Genomic DNA, 15,854 nt, shown 5'->3' with positions numbered 1-15,854 from the left:
ACTACTGTGCTGGCGCGTCCTGAGAACTGCCGGCACTGGCAGGGACGCTGGCTTCATCGTCACGGCCTGTTCGCTTGTAAACAATCTTTTGTGTGTCGTTTTCACAATGTCCGACGACCTGACCGCCCGCCTGATCAACCTGATCGTTGGCAACAACGTCGAGACTAAAACCTGATTCAGGCACACCGTTCTGAATGATTTTCTGGCTGATATCGGCTTTCACCGATTCACAGGATGCCTGCGCCATCAGCGGCAGAGATAAAAACGCCGCGCTTAACAAAACCCTCTGTAGCTTCATCACGTCTTCCTTATGTTAGTCGTCCGTCATTACTATAGCTCAAATTTACGGCGCTACCGGGCGACCTGAACGGCGATCCAGGCAACGTAGGGTGTTAGGTTCCCAGTACGCGTTGAGATTGAGGCTCTGCTCGCACTTGTCTCGGGTATCAAAGGCGCGGTCGGTTTTATCAAACTCTTTTTCGACGCGGGTGTTTACTTTGTTGCGCAGCATACGTGTGTCATTCCATTGCTCTTTGTCCTGACGCGCTGCTTCATTGCTCAGCGCAGAACTGCCATCTTCAATGATCAGACGGTTAGTATTCGCAGTGGCAGTCAACGCCGCGGTAGAGAGCAGCACCATCAGCACGGCAGGGATCATTTTTTTCATCACAATATCCTTTAGTTAACGCAAACATCGCCATCCGGGACGGCTGTTGCAGCGAGTTCTCATAGTATATCATCGCCGTTTCTTTGCTCACCAGCGGTGAGTCGTTTGTTTACGTTCAGGAGAGGTAAGGGTGCTGATTAAGACCGCCTTGCTGTTTTTTATAACCGCGCTGGCGGAGATTACCGGCTGCTTTCTGCCGTGGCTATGGCTTAAAAAAGGGGGATCGGCGTGGCTGTTACTGCCTGCCGCGGCCAGTCTGGCGCTGTTTGTCTGGCTGCTGACTCTGCATCCGGCTGCCAGCGGACGAGTGTATGCCGCCTACGGTGGCGTCTATGTGCTCACCGCACTGCTCTGGTTACGGGTGGTGGATGGCGTGAAGTTAAGTGCGTGGGACTGGAGCGGGGCACTGATTGCCTTTAGCGGCATGCTGATCATCGTCATGGGCTGGGGACGCGGTTAACGCCAGCCATCATGGCTGGCGCGGCAGAGGTTTACGGCTTATGTACTTTAAGACCCGCCAGCGTCTGGCTGACCGGCATCATCTCCAGACTATTGATATTGACATGCTTAGGCAGCGTGGCGACCCACCAGACTGCTTCTGTCACATCCTCTGGCGTCAGAGCAGTAGCGCCTTCATAGACCTGACCGGCTTTGTCATCATCGCCTTTGAAGCGCACGTTGGAAAACTCGGTGCCGCCAACCAGACCCGGCTCAATGTCGGTCACACGCAGTGCGGTGCCGTGCAGATCGGTTCGCAGGTTCAGGCTGAACTGGCGCACAAAGGCTTTGGTCGCCCCATAAACGTTGCCTCCGGCATACGGCCAGCTGCCGGCAATGGACCCGATGTTGATGATATGACCTGCATCCCGCTCCACCATCTGTGGCAGCAGGGCACGGGTCATATAGACCAGCCCCTTGGTGTTGGTGTCGATCATGTTTTCCCAGTCTTCCACGTTAGCCTTGTGCGCAGGCTGAATGCCCAGTGCCAGACCGGCGTTATTAACCAGCACGTCGATATTGCGCCATTCGGCCGGTAACTGTTCCACCGCCTCTTCAATAGCGGCACGGTTACGCACATCCAGCTGCACGGTATAAAGGTTGTCGCCCAGCTCATCCTTCAGCGCTTTCAGACGTTCAGCGCGTCGGCCGGTCGCAATCACTTTGTGACCGTTCTCAATAAAGCGGCGGGTGATGCTTTCACCAAAACCGGCAGTCGCGCCGGTGACAAAGATAATCATCTCACTGTTCCTTATGCCATTTTCAGAGTCGATGGCTTCACCATAGCATTTCATTTCTGCTTCTGCGCGAGGAAAAGCAGCCTGGCCCGTAAACGGATTTTAACGGGCATCCCGCTGCGCCTTTTCAGGGCAGTCTGCACCGCAAAAGGGCAGATTGTCAGGCAACAGGCCATACTCACATTAAGTCATCCGGGCAATATCGAATCGCAACCGTTTGCATCGGCTTCGCAAACGGTTGCGACGCTAACGAAGGCTACCTTTGTTGCGCAACGCTTAACTTTTGTCTATAGTGTGTTGATATTTAAAGGTTTTATTGTATTTCAGATCTGGCACGCAGGTTGCAAGATTTTTACAGAGATTCATCTGCAGATAATCAATCGCGCTTTCAGAAAGGACATACCATGCTATCAGCAACCGATACGGCGATACGCGCCAGCTTTTTTGACTTCACAGGCGTGGTGGATCATCCCGACGACCTGACAGGAAAGGCTCGCTATCTGGAGGATGGCCTGCTGCTGCTGCGTGACGGACACGTGGTTGGGCTGGATAGCTGGGAGAACAGCGAGGCGAGGCTGGCGGGTCAGCCTGTTACCGATATGCGCGGCAAACTGATTGTGCCTGGCTTTGTCGATACCCACATTCACTATCCACAGACGGAGATGATTGGTGCCTTTGGCGAACAGCTGCTGGAGTGGCTGAATCACTACACTTTCCCGGTTGAAGCGCAGTATCACTGCCCGGATCACGCCGCAAAGATGTCCGCCTTTTTCCTGCATCAGCTGCTCTCCAACGGCACCACCAGCGCGCTGGTGTTTGGCACCGTGCATCCGCAATCCGTCGATGCGCTGTTCAGCGCGGCCGAAGCCCTGAACATGCGGCTGATTGCCGGCAAAGTGATGATGGATCGCAATGCACCCGACAATCTCATCGAAACCCCGGAACAGAGCTACCAGCAGACGCGAGCGCTGATTGAGCGCTGGCACAAGCGTGGACGGCTGAATTATGCACTGACACCGCGCTTTGCGCCGACCTCATCCCCGCAGTTGCTGGAGAAAGTGCAGCAGCTGCGTCAGGCGTTTCCGGATACCTGGCTGCACACTCATCTCAGCGAAAACCCGCAGGAGGTTGCCTGGGTAAAAGAACTGTTCCCGGAGCGCGAGGGTTATCTGGATGTTTATCATCATTACCAGCTGACGGGTCGCCGCAGCGTGTTTGCGCACTGCCTGCATCTGGAAGAGCAGGAATGGCAGTGTCTGCACGATACCGATTCCTCCATTGCCTTCTGTCCTACCTCAAACCTGTTCCTCGGCAGCGGCCTGTTTAACATTAAACGCAGCTGGCAGCAGGGCGTGAAAACAGGCATTGGCACCGATGTCGGCGCAGGCACCACCTTTAGTATGCTGCAGACCCTGGGCGAAGCCTACAAGGTAGGCCAGCTGCAGCACTACCGGCTCAGCGCCGCCGAAGCCTTTTATCATGCCACGCTGGGCGGGGCGCACGCGCTGGATCTCGACCATGCAATCGGGAACTTCAGCGTCGGTAAAGAGGCGGACTTTGTGGTGCTCGATCCGGCGGTCTCTGCGCTTCAGCAACTCCGCATCGGCAACAGCAAAGACATCTGGGAAAAACTGTTTGTATTAATGACGCTGGGCGACGACCGCAACATTGCCCAGACCTGGGTCGGTGGTCGTCCGGTCTGGCAGCGCGATGCACAGGAGCAAGCCGCATGATCCAGTTTCTGTTAAATAACCAGCTGGTCAGCGAAGATGCGCTCGACCCGAATCTCACGGTGCTCAACTACCTGCGCACTTGTCAGCATCGGCCTGGCACTAAAGAGGGCTGCGCCTCCGGCGACTGCGGTGCCTGCAGCGTCACGCTGGGTAAAGCTGTCGGCGGTGAGATGCAGTATGAAACGATCAATAGCTGCCTGACGCTGGTCTCCGCGTTACAGGGCAAACAGCTGATCACGGTTGAGGATCTGCGCCACGGTCGCGCACTGCATCCGGCGCAGCAGGCAATGGTCGACTGCCACGGCTCACAATGCGGATTCTGCACGCCAGGCTTTGTAATGTCGCTCTTCAGCCTGCAAAAAAAGTCAGCGGGCTGGGATCGGCATCAGGCGGAAACTGCGCTGGCGGGCAATCTCTGTCGCTGCACCGGCTACCGGCCAATCATGGCTGCGGCCGAACAGCTCTGCTCGCAGCCGGTCAATGACCAGTTCGATCACAGTGCCGCCAGCACCGTACAGCGGCTGGCGGCGCTGGCCACTCCCGAGATGCAGGAGATAGGCGTTGAGGGTCATCGCTGCTTTCTGCCAAAAACTCCATCCCAGCTGGCCGCAATCTATCAGGCACATCCCGATGCGAAGCTGATTGCGGGTGGCACCGATCTCAGCCTGCAGATCACCCAGCAGCATAAAAAAATACCGCTACTGATTGCACTTGAGCAGGTTGCCGCGCTGAAAGTCTGCAGCGAATTTGACGATCACTATCTGCTGGGTGCGGGCGCATCGCTACAGCAGGTTAGCGAGTTTCTTGCCAGCCGCATTCCCGGCGTCAGCGAGATGCTGCAACGCTTTGCTTCACTGCAAATCCGTTTGCAGGGGACACTCGGCGGTAACATCGGTAATGCATCACCCATAGGGGACGCGTCGCCGGTGCTGCTGGCCCTCAATGCCAGCTTGCTGCTGCAGCGCGGTGAGCAGCAGCGGAGCCTGCCGCTGGATCAGTTCTTTACCGGCTATCGCCAGACGCAGCTGGAAAAAGGGGAGTTTATCCGCGCTATTCGCATCGATAAAGTGACGGTGTCACCAGATTTTGTTGCCTGGAAAGTCTCTAAACGGCTGGATGATGATATCTCCGCCGTGTTCGCTGCCTTTAATCTGCAGATGGAACAGGGCGTGGTAAGTTCCGCCCGTATCGCCTTTGGCGGCATGGCGGCCACACCGCAACGCGCCCGGCAGTGTGAACAGGCGCTGGTCGGTCAGCTGCTGAGTTCCGTGACAGTGTCACGAGCAGCCGCCGCGCTGGCAGAAGATTTCCAGCCGCTTTCTGATTTCCGTGCCAGCAGTAACTACCGCCTTCAGGTGGCACGCAATCTGCTCCGCCGCTACTGGCATCGCCACCACGGCGAAATCACCTGCCTCGAGGTCTCCCGCTATGTCTCATAACCGTCCTGAACTCAACGAAGAGGTGATCAAGGCGCAGTATGCCGCGGATTTACAGAGCGGCGTGGGTCGCAGTCATCGTCATGAGAGCGCGGAAAAACATGTCTCCGGCGAGGCGCGTTTTATCGACGACAAGCCGGAATTGCCTGGTCTTTTGCACCTCTGTCCGCGCCTGAGTGAGCATGCTCATGCGCGCATCCTGCGCATAGATGTGCAGCCCTGTTATGCCGTGCCCGGCGTGGTGAGCGTATTAACCTGGCAGGATGTGCCGGGCATCAATGATGTCGGGCCGCTGGAGCCGGGCGATCCGCTGCTGGCACATGACAAAGTAGAGTACCTGGGGCAGATCGTGATTGCGGTGGCGGCGGAATCCCCTGACACTGCGCGTCTTGGCGCGGCCGCGGCAGTGATTGAGTATGACGTGCTGGAACCGTTGCTGGATGTGGAGCAGGCGCTGGCGCAGGGCAGCTTTGTGCAGGAACCGCACATTCACCAGCGCGGGGATGCAGACGCGGCACTGGCACGCGCGCCGCATCGGGTCAGCGGATCGTTCCATATCGGCGGCCAGGAGCATTTCTATCTGGAAACCCAGACGGCAATGGTCATTCCTGGCGAAGATCAGCAGTTGCAGGTCTTCTCCTCAACCCAGAATCCCACCGAAGTGCAGAAGCTGGTGGCGGAAGTGATGGGCATCAGCCTGAATCAGGTGACCATCGATATGCGCCGGATGGGCGGCGGCTTTGGCGGTAAAGAGACACAGGCGGCCGGGGTTGCCTGCCTCTGCGCGATCGTGGCGCGTCAGACCGGCCGGGCGGCAAAGATGCGGCTCTCACGCCGCGACGATATGCGCGTCACCGGCAAACGCCATCCGTTCTTTGTACGCTACGACGCGGGCGTTGAAGAGGACGGGCGTCTGTGCGGCATCAGAATCGATCTTGCCGGCAACTGCGGTTATTCGCTGGATCTTAGCGGATCAATCGTCGATCGTGCCATGTTCCACGCCGATAACGCTTATTACCTCGGCGATGCGCTAATAACCGGCTATCGCTGCCGCACCAATATGGCCTCGAACACCGCCTATCGCGGTTTTGGCGGACCGCAGGGCATGGTGGCGATTGAACAGATCATGGATCATATCGCCCGCGACCGTGGACTGGACCCACTGGCGCTGCGCAAGCGTAACTATTACGGCAAGCAGGAGCGTAACATCACCCATTACCACCAGCAGGTAGAGGATAATCTGCTGGATGAGATCACTGAACAGCTGGAGTTGAGCAGCGACTATCAGGCACGGCGCGCGGAAATCACAGCGTTTAACGCCCGCAGTCCGCTGCTGAAACGCGGCCTGGCGCTGACGCCGGTAAAATTCGGCATCTCCTTTACCTCCAGCTTCCTCAATCAGGCGGGCGCGCTGATTCTGATCTATACCGACGGCACGGTGCAGCTTAACCACGGTGGCACCGAAATGGGCCAGGGACTGAACACCAAGGTGATTCAGATTGTTGCCGAAGTGCTGCAGATTGAAACCGATAAAATCCAGATTACCCCCACCGACACCGGCAAAGTGCCCAACACTTCGCCGACGGCGGCCTCCAGCGGCGCTGACCTTAACGGTAAAGCAGCGCAAAACGCTGCGGAAATCCTGCGCGACCGCATGACCGCCATGCTCTGCGAACTGCATCAGTGCGATGCGGCGGCGGTGAGCTTTCGTAATGGCGTAGTGCGCGCTGGCGAAAAGCATTATACCTTTGCCGAGGTAGCGAAGCTGGCGTGGCTCAATCAGGTGCCACTCTCTGCCACCGGCTATTATCGCGTGCCGGGGATTCATTACGACCGGCTGGCCGGGCGTGGCACGCCGTTCTACTACTACGCCTTTGGGGCTGCCTGCTGCGAGGTGGTGATCGATACTTTAACCGGTGAATCCCGCCTGCTGCGCGCCGATATTCTCCATGACGTCGGGGCCTCGCTGAACCCTGCCATCGACATCGGGCAGGTCGAAGGGGGCTTTGTGCAGGGCGTCGGCTGGCTCACCTGCGAAGAGCTGGTATGGAGTGACAAAGGCCAGCTGCTGACCGATGGTCCGGCAAGCTACAAAATTCCTGCCATCAGCGACGTTCCGGCGGACCTGCGGGTCACGCTGGTGGAGAACCGCAAAAACCCGAAAGACACAGTGTTTCACTCCAAGGCCGTAGGCGAACCGCCGTTTATGTTAGGGATAGCCGCCTGGTGTGCGCTGCAGGATGCGGTCGCCAGCGTCGCCGGTTACCAGCAGCACCCTGGGCTGGATGCGCCTGCGACACCGGAGCGGATCTTCTGGGGCGTGCAGCGCCTGACGGGAGTTGTTGATGATCTATCATGACTGGATCGGCGTGCTGCATCAGCTGCGTGAAAAACGCCAGAGCTGCGTATTGATCACCGTGCTCAGTGAGCACGGTTCGGTGCCGCGTGACAGCGGCAGCAAAATGGTCGTCACGCAGCAGGAGAGTTTTCTCACTATCGGTGGCGGTCATCTGGAGTTTGCGTGCATCGCTCAGGCCAGGGCGATGCTGCAGAGCGGGGCAACTGCGCCCCACATCGAGGATTTCAGCCTCGGCGCGCGGCTCGGACAGTGCTGTGGCGGCAAAACCACACTGCTGTTTGAGCCGCTGCTTCAGGCGCAGCCGGAAATTTACCTGTTTGGCGCGGGCCATGTCGGACAGGCGCTGGTGAATCTGCTGGCGACGTTACCCTGTCACGTAAACTGGATCGATAGCCGTCCGGCGCAGTTCAGCCACGTTCCCGCTGGCGTGATGACACTGCAGCCGGACGATCCGCTCGACTGTGTGACCCAGGCGCCTGCGGGCAGCTACTTCATCATCATGACCCATCATCATCCCCTCGACTTCGATTTGTGCGAGGCGGTGCTGAAGCGCGGCGATTTCCGCTATGCCGGGGTGATCGGTTCTGAAACGAAAAACCAGCGTTTCCGCTACAGGCTGGCAGGCAAGGGTGTGGCAAGCGAGCCGCTGGCGCGCCTGCGCTGTCCGATTGGCCTGCCGGACGTCAAAGGCAAGCTGCCCGCCGAGATTGCGGTGGCGATTGCCGGGGAAATCATCAGCGTGTATCAGCAGCAAATCGCCTGAGTTGCGCTTTCGCGGCAACCTGTCAGGATAAGACTTTGCGATGCCCACCAGGAGCGAACCATGAACGCCCGTCAGAATCCCTTCTTTAGCGTCAGCACACTGCCTTATCAGGCGCCTCCCTTTGACCAGATTGAGGAGCAGGATTTTCTGCCCGCGCTGCAGGCGGGCATTGAGGAGAAGCGTCAGGAGATCGAGGCGATCGCACTGAACAGCGACTCGCCCAGCTTTTTCAACACTTATGAGGCGCTGGAGAGGAGCGGACAACTGCTCAACCGGGTGAATCTGGTGTTCAGTGCCATGACCTCGGCGCATACCAGTCCGTATCTTCAGCAGGTGGATGAGGAGATTGCGCCTCAGCTTACCGCGCTCAACGATGACATCATGCTGAACCGCCCGCTGTTTTCGCGGCTCGATGCGGTCTATCTGCAGCGCGCTAAACTGGATGCTGAATCAAAACGGCTGGTCGAGGTGATCTGGCAGCGTTTTCAGCTGGCGGGGGCCAATCTGCCGGAAGCGCAGAAACAGCAGCTTAAGGCACTGAATCAGGAGGCGGCCCGCCTCAGCACCCGCTTCACCAACAGACTGCTGGCCGCCACTAAAGCGGGTGGGCTGGTCGTCGATGATCTGCAGAAGCTGGAGGGACTCTCACCGGCCGATCTGGCGGTGGCGCAGGCGGAAGCGCAGGCACGCGGACTGGAAAAGCGCTGGCTGCTGGTGTTGCAGAACACCACCCAGCAACCCGCACTTCAGAGCCTGGCCGATCGCGCAACCCGTGAAGCGCTGTTTAAGGCGGGCGTGACGCGCACGGAAAAAGGCGATGAGAACGACACCCGCGAGCTGGTATTACGTCTGGCGCAGGTCAGGGCGGAGCAGGCGCGGCTGCTGGGATTTGCCAGCTATGCCGAGTGGAAGTTACAGGATCAGATGGCCAAAACGCCTAAGGCGGCGCTGGCGTTTATGCATAACATCGTGCCTGCCGCGCGCGGTCGTGCGGAGCGTGAAGCGGCGGCTATCCAGCAGACCATCGACCAGCAGCAGGGCGACTTTACCCTGCAGGCCTGGGACTGGCGTTTTTATGCCGAACAGGTGCGGCGTGCCCGTTACGATCTGGATGAGAGCCAGATTAAGCCCTACTTTGAACTGAATTCAGTGCTGCAGAATGGCGTGTTCTGGGCGGCGACGCAACTCTATGGCATCCGTTTCACGCCGCGACAGGATCTGCCCGTTTACCATCCCGACGTCCAGGTCTACGAGATTTTTGACGCCGATGAGACCCCCCTGGCGCTGTTTTACACCGACTTCTTTAAGCGCGACAGCAAAGGCGGCGGCGCCTGGATGAGCAACTTCGTCAACCAGTCTACGCTGCTCGACAGCAAACCGGTGATCTACAACGTCTGTAACTACACCAAGCCGCCAGCCGGTGAACCGGCGCTGCTGAGCTGGGACGACGTTATCACGATGTTTCACGAGTTCGGTCACACGCTGCACGGTCTGTTTGCCAGCCAGCGCTATCCGAGCCTGTCGGGAACGGAAACCCCGCGCGATTTCGTTGAGTTTCCTTCGCAGATCAATGAGCACTGGGCCAGCGAGCCAGCGGTGTTCCGAAACTATGCCCGTCACTATCAGACTCATGAGCTGATGCCTGCTGAGCTACATGAAAAGATCGTCCGGGCCGCGACGTTCAATAAAGGCTATGAGATGAGCGAACTGCTGGCTGCCGCGCTGCTGGATCTGCACTGGCACAGCCTTAACCGTGATGCCGCACCGCAAAGCGTAGAAGGGTTCGAGCAGCAGGCGTTGCAGAGCGACAATATGGCGCTGTCGGCGGTGCCGCCGCGCTATCGTTCCAGCTATTTCCAGCATATCTGGGGCGGTGGTTACGCCGCAGGTTATTACGCCTATATCTGGACGCAGATGCTCGCCGACGATGGCTATCAATGGTTTGCGGAGCATGGCGGACTGACCCGTGAAAACGGCGACATCTTCCGGCAGAAGATTCTGTCACGAGGTAACAGCAGCGATCTTAAAACGCTGTATGAAAGCTGGCGGGGCGCAGCACCTCAGCTTGAGCCCATGCTGAAGAATCGCGGTCTGGCGGATTGATAATTAAAAGGGCTGTCATGGTGACAGCCCCTGTTTTTTTGGTCAGCCCAGCGGGCCGCCTTCGATGGTTTCGCACATTCCGGCCAGCACTCGCTCACCGGTTTCGTTTTTCAATGACTGATACCACTCCGCCGTGACCGCCGGGTCGCGCGCATGAGTCACGTCACAGCGTTTGCGTGCCTTCAGCACCAGATCTTTTACCCGCTCAACCCGTCGCGCCTGATAGCGCAACAGGGCATCTTCTATACCCAGCGAATGAGAGGCCAGCGTCGCGGCCAGCACGACGGCATCTTCCATCGCCGCACAGCCACCCTGACCAATATCGGGCGTGGTGCTGTGGGCCGCATCACCAAGCAGCGCTACACGCCCTTTGACAAAGCGGCTGAACGGTTCAATGTCGTGGATCTCAACCCGGTTAGTGGTGTCGGGATGAATTGCCGCAATCAGTTGCTGCACCGGCTCCGCCCAGCCCTGGAAGTAGCCGGTCAGGTCCGCTTTCACCGTGCTGCGATCCTGCGGCAGTCCCTTCGGTAGCGGCACATCAAAGAAGAAGTAGAATCGATTGCCGCTGACCGGCATCAGTGAAACACGCTTACCGTCACCAACAAAGGTGGTCCACTGATCGGCGGGCGCAATATGTTCGTCTATGGTGACCAGGCCATTCCAGTTAACGTAACCGGCATAACGTCGTTCCAGCTTCTGCTCCAGCACATAGTCACGGACGACGGAATGGGTGCCATCGGCGGCAATCAGAAAATCGCCGTGCGCCTGACTGTTGTCAGAGAAAGTGGCGATGACGCCATTTTCAGTCTGTTCGACCTGGATCACCCGCTTGCCAAACTGCATCCGTTCTCGTCCGAAGGTATCAATCAGCATCGCCTGCAGTTCTGCTCGTGCCACCGGACAGGGATATTCGCCCACCTGCTGTACCAGCGGAGCCATGCTGAAGCGGGTCAGGGGCGCACCGGTTGCGCCGTCGTGATAGGCCATATAGGCCATATTGCCGCCCAGCTTACGTAGCGCGGTTTTCATTCCCAGCGCATTCAGGCATTTAACGCCATTGGGCCAGATAGAAATCGCCGCGCCGACGGGTTTCATCGCCTGAACGGCCTCAAACACCTCAACGTCGATCCCGGCTTTCTCCAGCGCAATCGCGCTGCTCATTCCGCCAATACCGCCACCAATTACGATTGCTTTCATAATGCTCTCCTGTCTGCATGGAGAGACTCCTGCAACTTTTGTACCAGAGAGGTGGCTACGCTGGGGTTTGCTACAAAATTAAATTAAAACATGGATTTACTTTCATTCTTGCGGTGTGCGGCAGGCAACCTCTTTCTGATGTGATGCACTTAAATGTGGCAACTCAGGGAGCCAGAAGAGTGCAGATGTGATCAGGCTGCATCTTTTGTTTCATCATTTGTTTTATGGTCGCTATCAGGTTTCCGGGACATTCATCAGTCAGTGAGAGTCAACATCCCGTTATCCCGCGCCGTAAATTACTTTAAAAGTTGTAAACTAAATAACTACCTCGCTTTGATAACATTACTAACAAATAATTAAACATACACATAATAAATGGCGCAGGTATTGCCCGGGAAATCCTTGCCTTATTCAACAGTTAGTTGGGCTGAAACAATTAAACATACCTGTTAATAAAAAATGCAGATTCATAAACAGACACAGTTATGACTGTTTTATCACCGGGCGCAATCATTAGCAAAACTGTGCAAGCCACAGCAGAAAGGGCTTTTAGGAAATTGCTCAAACGTATCCGCCGCGATCGCGTGATATAGATCACTCTGGACATAAAGGACTCTGGAAGACGATCATGAAAATTGGAATCACGAATAACCAGTATCCGGAGCAACGTAATATCTTAGTTAATCCGGATAACGACTATATAAATCTGAAAAAGAGCAATCTGTTCTATTTTATTAATCCGTTACGTACCCGATTGCTTAAAAAGAATAAAACCTTTGTCTTTCAGCCTGTGCCTTTTTCCGGGGCATCGCGGGCTGACATCCTTCATCTGTTCAACGAAGTCGCCATCACTCAGCAGAAGTGGGTCGCCTCGTTTGAAACCGAGCTGCCGCGCGTGTTGCCGGTAGCGGGTGTTGCCAAGCAGGATAACCCTGAGCTGCAACGGCTTATTCCTTATCTGTTAAAAGATAACTGTCTGGGGCTGATTGCCATCTCAGACGCTACGCTGAACATTCAGATGAAACTGTTCAAACCGGATGTTGCGCAGCAAATCCGCCGTAAAACCCTGGTGCTGCATCCGCCGCAAAAGCTGTTCGTTCAGCAAAAAACGCCGCGTCAGCCCGGTATTCTGAAGCTGATCTTTGCCGGTAATGAGTTCTACCGTAAAGGCGGGGCGGAAGTGGTGCTGGCAATCAGTGAGCTGATTGAAGAGCACCGGCTGGACGAGTCGCAGCTGGATCTGCAGCTGATTGGCGATCTCACCAAACGTCGTAATGTTGCTCACCGTCAATTCCAGGATAATGATGCTTTTTGTCGCGACATTGAGAACCGCATCAAGCGCTATCGCTGCATTACGCATCATTCACAGATGGAAAACAGTGCGCTGATGCAGCTGTTCCGTCAGAGCGATGCCGGTTTATTACCGACCTGGCAGGAGACTTACGGTTTCTCCGTGCTGGAGATGCAGGCCAACGGCTGTCCGGTCATCACCAGCAACGTGCGTGCGCTGCCGGAAATCAATCCTGCCAATGCGGGCTGGGTTATTGCGAGTCCGCTGAACCCCGATCGCGAATACAGCATCACCTCGGCAGAGCAAAAATCGCAGTTGCGCCGGTCGCTGGTGGACGGGCTGAAATCGACGCTGCTCGCCATCATTGAACGTCCTGAAATATTGCAGGAGAAAGGGGACGCGGCCATTCTGCGTATTAAAGAGCAGCATGACACCCAGCGTTATATCGCCCGGCTCAATGATATCTACAGTCGTGGCGTGATGAATGTCACTCAACACCCTCCTGGGGTCTCAATTTGATGAGATTTCTCTGACGGCGCGCGCCAGACTGGCCATACTTAGTGCTGCGTACCTCAGGAGAAATGTTATGAAAATTATCCTCGCTCTGCTGCTGTCCGGATTACTGGGCAGCAGCGCCTTCGCTCAGCCTGCACCGATTTTTCCGGCCCGCGCGCCGCTGGTGCAGTTGACGCCCGTCGCTGACCGCTGCGATCTCTCCACCTGTCAGACCAATTGCTACGTAGAGCAATCCCATTGCAACACCCGGGATAGCGGTGCCTGTAGCTCAAAGGCTCAGATGTGCGTACAGGCCTGTTCCAGCCAGTGTAAATAATTCGATTCAGTGAAGAACGCTTAGTTAACAATGAAAAAGTCCTTTTTTTACCTTGCTTTATTTTCTCTCTCTGCCAGCTGTGTTGCCGCCGATCTCTCCTCACAGCAGGTCACTTCTCTGGTTAAAGCCGTGATCGAACCGCTAATGGAGCAGCAGGCGATCCCCGGTATGTCGGTGGCGGTGCTTTACAAGGGCCGGGCGCAGTTTGTGAACCTCGGCGTGGCCGATCTTGAGTCACGCCGCCGGGTTACGGAAAACACGCTGTTTGAACTGGGGTCGGTGAGTAAAACCTTTACCGGCACCCTGGCCGGAATCATGATCCGCAACGGCGAAATCCGTCTTAACGATCCGGTACAGAAAGTCTGGCCGCAGCTGACGGGTGAGCAGTGGCGTCCGGTGCGGATGCTGCATCTGGCGACCTATACTGCGGGCGGCCTGCCTCTACAGCTGCCCGATGAGGTGACCGATCAGGCTTCGCTGCTCCGCTTCTATCAGAACTGGCAGCCAGAGGCAGCACCCGGTCTGCAGCGCCAGTACTCTAACGCCAGTATCGGTCTGTTTGGCTCGCTGATGGTGAAGGGCGATTATGAGCAGGCGATGGAGCGACATGTGTTTCAGCCGCTGCGCCTGACGCGCACTTACATTACCGTGCCGCCGTCGATGATGCTGAACTACGCCTGGGGCTATAAAAATGGTCAGCCGGTTCGGGTTTCCCCCGGCATGCTGGATGCCGAGGCCTATGGCGTCAAATCCACCGCGCGTGACATGCTGACCTTTATGCAGGCCAACGTCGATCCCAACCGGTTGTCGGCGGGCAATGCCGTATTGCGCAATGCCATCCGCACCGCGCAGTCGCGCTATTTTAACGTCGGGAGTCTTTACCAGGGGCTGGGCTGGGAGATCTACGACTGGCCCGTCGATGCTGAGACGCTGCTCAAAGACAACGATAATGGCGTGGCGCTGAAACCGCGTCCGGCGACCCTGATCAATCCGGTCGGACCGTCGCAGAGCGCCAGCTGGGTGCATAAAACCGGCTCTACTAATGGATTTGGTGCCTATATCGCTTTTATTCCTGAGCAGAACAGCGGCATCGTGCTACTTGCCAACAAAAATTACCCCAATCCGCTTCGCATCCGCGTAGCGTGGCAGATTCTGCAGGCGCTCCGGCAGGGTACGGCTGAATAATACGCCTCACGCCTGCTCAGCCCGAGCAGGCTGGCAACCTCTGTTCATTTGCGCTAAAATGAAAATCAAATGAACAGGAGGGCTGCTATGTCCATCGCCATCTACACACCCGCTCAGCATCAGCACAACCGTTCGCTCCTGCACGCCCTGAACCTGCCGGAAACGCTGCCTGATGCACACCAGCGTATCGCAACAGGATTCAGCAGCGGCGTGCTGAAACGCACCGCGTCATTGTCCACCTTTGATGAGGGCTGGCTGTGCCGTCTGGCGGGCATCGATCGCACCACTTATAACCGTAAAGTCAAAGATCCGCAGCAGACCTTTTCGCCCGATCAGAGCGGACGGATCTATATGTTGATCCGCGTCCTTTCTGCCGCCAGCACCCTGTTTCGAGACGACAGAGAGCGGCTGGTGCAGTGGCTTGAAACGCCCGCCAAAGCGCTGGGCGGTAAAAAACCAGCCGAAATGACCACCACGGTGGTGGGCGCTGAAGCGGTGATTAACCTGATTGGTCAGCTTGAGCATGGCGTGATCACCTGATGGCGGTGCCTTTCTTTCGCCTGGTGAAGCGTGAGTATGCGATGACCGCCTTTGATGGGTTCGGTGCCCGTACTTATGGCGGGCGCTGGAATTCTGTGGGAACGATCTGTGTCTATATGGGATCGAGCCGGGCGCTCTGTGTGCTGGAGGCGCTGGTGCACCTCACCATTGAGGATCTGGCGCATGACTACACAATGCTGGCGATTAACGTACCGGAATCGCTGATCACCGAGCTTTCGCTGGCGGCGTTACCCGCTGACTGGCAGGCCGATCCTGCACCATCTTCTACCCGACAAATTGGTGATGACTGGCTCGCCAGCCCGGACAACGGCCTGGTGCTCAAGGTGCCGAGCACGCTGACGGGTGAATGGAACGCGCTATTCAATCCCCGTCATCCGGCGGCAGCGGGCATCATCAGTAAAGTGGTGGCAGAACCGTTTTTCTTCGACCCGCGCTTCCGGCTGCAACAGGACGCCGGTTCCCTGACCTCCCTGTAACATGAGTGATGCA

General features: G+C 56.9%; 15 protein-coding genes. 11 read left to right on the top strand and 4 right to left on the bottom strand.

All coding sequences use genetic code 11. The annotated features are described in order from the left end of the window. Window position 1: 1 nt before the first annotated feature. Window positions 2-298 (bottom strand): DUF1161 domain-containing protein, encoded by a 297-nt coding sequence (locus AC6I8J_RS09485; protein ID WP_161735904.1) that lies wholly within the window; start codon window positions 296-298, stop codon window positions 2-4. 45 nt (window positions 299-343) lie between these two features. Beyond that, entirely contained in the window at window positions 344-667 is a 324-nt protein-coding gene (locus AC6I8J_RS09480) for a DUF1283 family protein (RefSeq protein ID WP_013357904.1), read from the bottom strand. Between the two features lie 133 nt (window positions 668-800). Here AC6I8J_RS09480 and AC6I8J_RS09475 point away from each other — a divergent pair, with 133 nt between their 5' ends. Beyond that, window positions 801-1,127: a YnfA family protein gene (locus AC6I8J_RS09475; protein ID WP_061063722.1), complete on the top strand. Its 327-nt coding sequence runs from the start codon at window positions 801-803 to the stop codon at window positions 1,125-1,127. A gap of 31 nt (window positions 1,128-1,158) precedes the next feature. On the opposite strand, the gene ydfG is transcribed toward AC6I8J_RS09475, so the two are convergent. Next, the gene (ydfG, locus tag AC6I8J_RS09470) at window positions 1,159-1,905 is read right to left on the bottom strand and encodes a bifunctional NADP-dependent 3-hydroxy acid dehydrogenase/3-hydroxypropionate dehydrogenase YdfG (RefSeq protein ID WP_497825640.1); all 747 of its coding nucleotides are present in this window, start codon (window positions 1,903-1,905) and stop codon (window positions 1,159-1,161) included. Between the two features lie 401 nt (window positions 1,906-2,306). On the opposite strand from ydfG, the gene guaD reads away from it, so the two are divergent. From guaD to dcp, 5 genes are read left to right on the top strand one after another with little or no spacing between them, the layout of a single operon-like run. After that, complete coding sequence (gene guaD, locus AC6I8J_RS09465) at window positions 2,307-3,635, top strand: guanine deaminase (protein ID WP_253421963.1); 1,329 nt, start codon at window positions 2,307-2,309, stop codon at window positions 3,633-3,635. Then, window positions 3,632-5,074 (top strand): xanthine dehydrogenase small subunit, encoded by a 1,443-nt coding sequence (gene xdhA, locus AC6I8J_RS09460; RefSeq protein WP_161735908.1) that lies wholly within the window; start codon window positions 3,632-3,634, stop codon window positions 5,072-5,074. Before guaD ends, xdhA begins: the two co-directional genes overlap by 4 nt. Beyond that, complete coding sequence (xdhB, locus tag AC6I8J_RS09455; protein WP_497825304.1) at window positions 5,064-7,430, top strand: xanthine dehydrogenase molybdopterin binding subunit; 2,367 nt, start codon at window positions 5,064-5,066, stop codon at window positions 7,428-7,430. Before xdhA ends, xdhB begins: the two co-directional genes overlap by 11 nt. After that, on the top strand, window positions 7,417-8,193 hold the full coding sequence (xdhC, locus tag AC6I8J_RS09450) for a xanthine dehydrogenase accessory protein XdhC (protein ID WP_253421955.1): 777 nt from the start codon (window positions 7,417-7,419) through the stop codon (window positions 8,191-8,193). The genes xdhB and xdhC overlap by 14 nt, the downstream gene beginning before the upstream one ends. Before the next feature lie 60 nt (window positions 8,194-8,253). After that, complete coding sequence (dcp, locus tag AC6I8J_RS09445) at window positions 8,254-10,296, top strand: peptidyl-dipeptidase Dcp (RefSeq protein WP_497825303.1); 2,043 nt, start codon at window positions 8,254-8,256, stop codon at window positions 10,294-10,296. Between the two features lie 42 nt (window positions 10,297-10,338). Here dcp and hpxO read toward each other — a convergent pair whose 3' ends face one another. Continuing rightward, window positions 10,339-11,496, bottom strand: coding sequence for an FAD-dependent urate hydroxylase HpxO (gene hpxO / locus AC6I8J_RS09440; RefSeq protein WP_497825302.1), 1,158 nt, complete (start codon window positions 11,494-11,496; stop codon window positions 10,339-10,341). A gap of 628 nt (window positions 11,497-12,124) precedes the next feature. Here hpxO and AC6I8J_RS09435 point away from each other — a divergent pair. The 5 genes from AC6I8J_RS09435 to AC6I8J_RS09415 all read left to right on the top strand — a co-directional run bounded on the left by AC6I8J_RS09435 (window position 12,125) and on the right by AC6I8J_RS09415 (window position 15,841). Next, window positions 12,125-13,306 carry a glycosyltransferase family 4 protein gene (locus AC6I8J_RS09435; protein ID WP_497825301.1) on the top strand — a complete coding sequence of 394 codons (1,182 nt, stop codon included), beginning with the start codon at window positions 12,125-12,127 and terminating at the stop codon, window positions 13,304-13,306. A 67-nt stretch (window positions 13,307-13,373) separates the two neighbouring features. Then, entirely contained in the window at window positions 13,374-13,619 is a 246-nt protein-coding gene (locus AC6I8J_RS09430) for a hypothetical protein (protein ID WP_161734815.1), read from the top strand. Window positions 13,620-13,649: 30 nt separating this feature from the next. Further along, window positions 13,650-14,804 (top strand): class C beta-lactamase, encoded by a 1,155-nt coding sequence (ampC, locus tag AC6I8J_RS09425; RefSeq protein ID WP_222924020.1) that lies wholly within the window; start codon window positions 13,650-13,652, stop codon window positions 14,802-14,804. Window positions 14,805-14,891: 87 nt separating this feature from the next. Then, a complete protein-coding gene (locus AC6I8J_RS09420) occupies window positions 14,892-15,344 on the top strand; it encodes an Xre family toxin-antitoxin system antitoxin (RefSeq protein ID WP_161734809.1) in 453 nt (150 codons plus the stop codon). Next, window positions 15,344-15,841 (top strand): RES family NAD+ phosphorylase, encoded by a 498-nt coding sequence (locus tag AC6I8J_RS09415; protein WP_497825300.1) that lies wholly within the window; start codon window positions 15,344-15,346, stop codon window positions 15,839-15,841. The genes AC6I8J_RS09420 and AC6I8J_RS09415 overlap by 1 nt, the downstream gene beginning before the upstream one ends. Window positions 15,842-15,854 lie beyond the last annotated feature (13 nt).

Source organism: Pantoea sp. X-Soil-ISGK-355 (assembly GCF_059730805.1).
This window is presented reverse-complemented; position numbering and strand designations above follow the sequence as displayed.

Coding starts and splice junctions, on each gene's coding strand:
- AC6I8J_RS09485 (WP_161735904.1), bottom strand. CDS start 298: ATGAAGCTACAGAGGGTTTTGTTAAGCGCGGCGTTTTTATCTCTGCCG.
- AC6I8J_RS09480 (WP_013357904.1), bottom strand. CDS start 667: ATGAAAAAAATGATCCCTGCCGTGCTGATGGTGCTGCTCTCTACCGCG.
- ydfG (WP_497825640.1), bottom strand. CDS start 1,905: ATGATTATCTTTGTCACCGGCGCGACTGCCGGTTTTGGTGAAAGCATC.
- guaD (WP_253421963.1), top strand. CDS start 2,307: ATGCTATCAGCAACCGATACGGCGATACGCGCCAGCTTTTTTGACTTC.
- xdhA (WP_161735908.1), top strand. CDS start 3,632: ATGATCCAGTTTCTGTTAAATAACCAGCTGGTCAGCGAAGATGCGCTC.
- xdhB (WP_497825304.1), top strand. CDS start 5,064: ATGTCTCATAACCGTCCTGAACTCAACGAAGAGGTGATCAAGGCGCAG.
- xdhC (WP_253421955.1), top strand. CDS start 7,417: ATGATCTATCATGACTGGATCGGCGTGCTGCATCAGCTGCGTGAAAAA.
- dcp (WP_497825303.1), top strand. CDS start 8,254: ATGAACGCCCGTCAGAATCCCTTCTTTAGCGTCAGCACACTGCCTTAT.
- hpxO (WP_497825302.1), bottom strand. CDS start 11,496: ATGAAAGCAATCGTAATTGGTGGCGGTATTGGCGGAATGAGCAGCGCG.
- AC6I8J_RS09435 (WP_497825301.1), top strand. CDS start 12,125: ATGAAAATTGGAATCACGAATAACCAGTATCCGGAGCAACGTAATATC.
- AC6I8J_RS09430 (WP_161734815.1), top strand. CDS start 13,374: ATGAAAATTATCCTCGCTCTGCTGCTGTCCGGATTACTGGGCAGCAGC.
- ampC (WP_222924020.1), top strand. CDS start 13,650: ATGAAAAAGTCCTTTTTTTACCTTGCTTTATTTTCTCTCTCTGCCAGC.
- AC6I8J_RS09420 (WP_161734809.1), top strand. CDS start 14,892: ATGTCCATCGCCATCTACACACCCGCTCAGCATCAGCACAACCGTTCG.
- AC6I8J_RS09415 (WP_497825300.1), top strand. CDS start 15,344: ATGGCGGTGCCTTTCTTTCGCCTGGTGAAGCGTGAGTATGCGATGACC.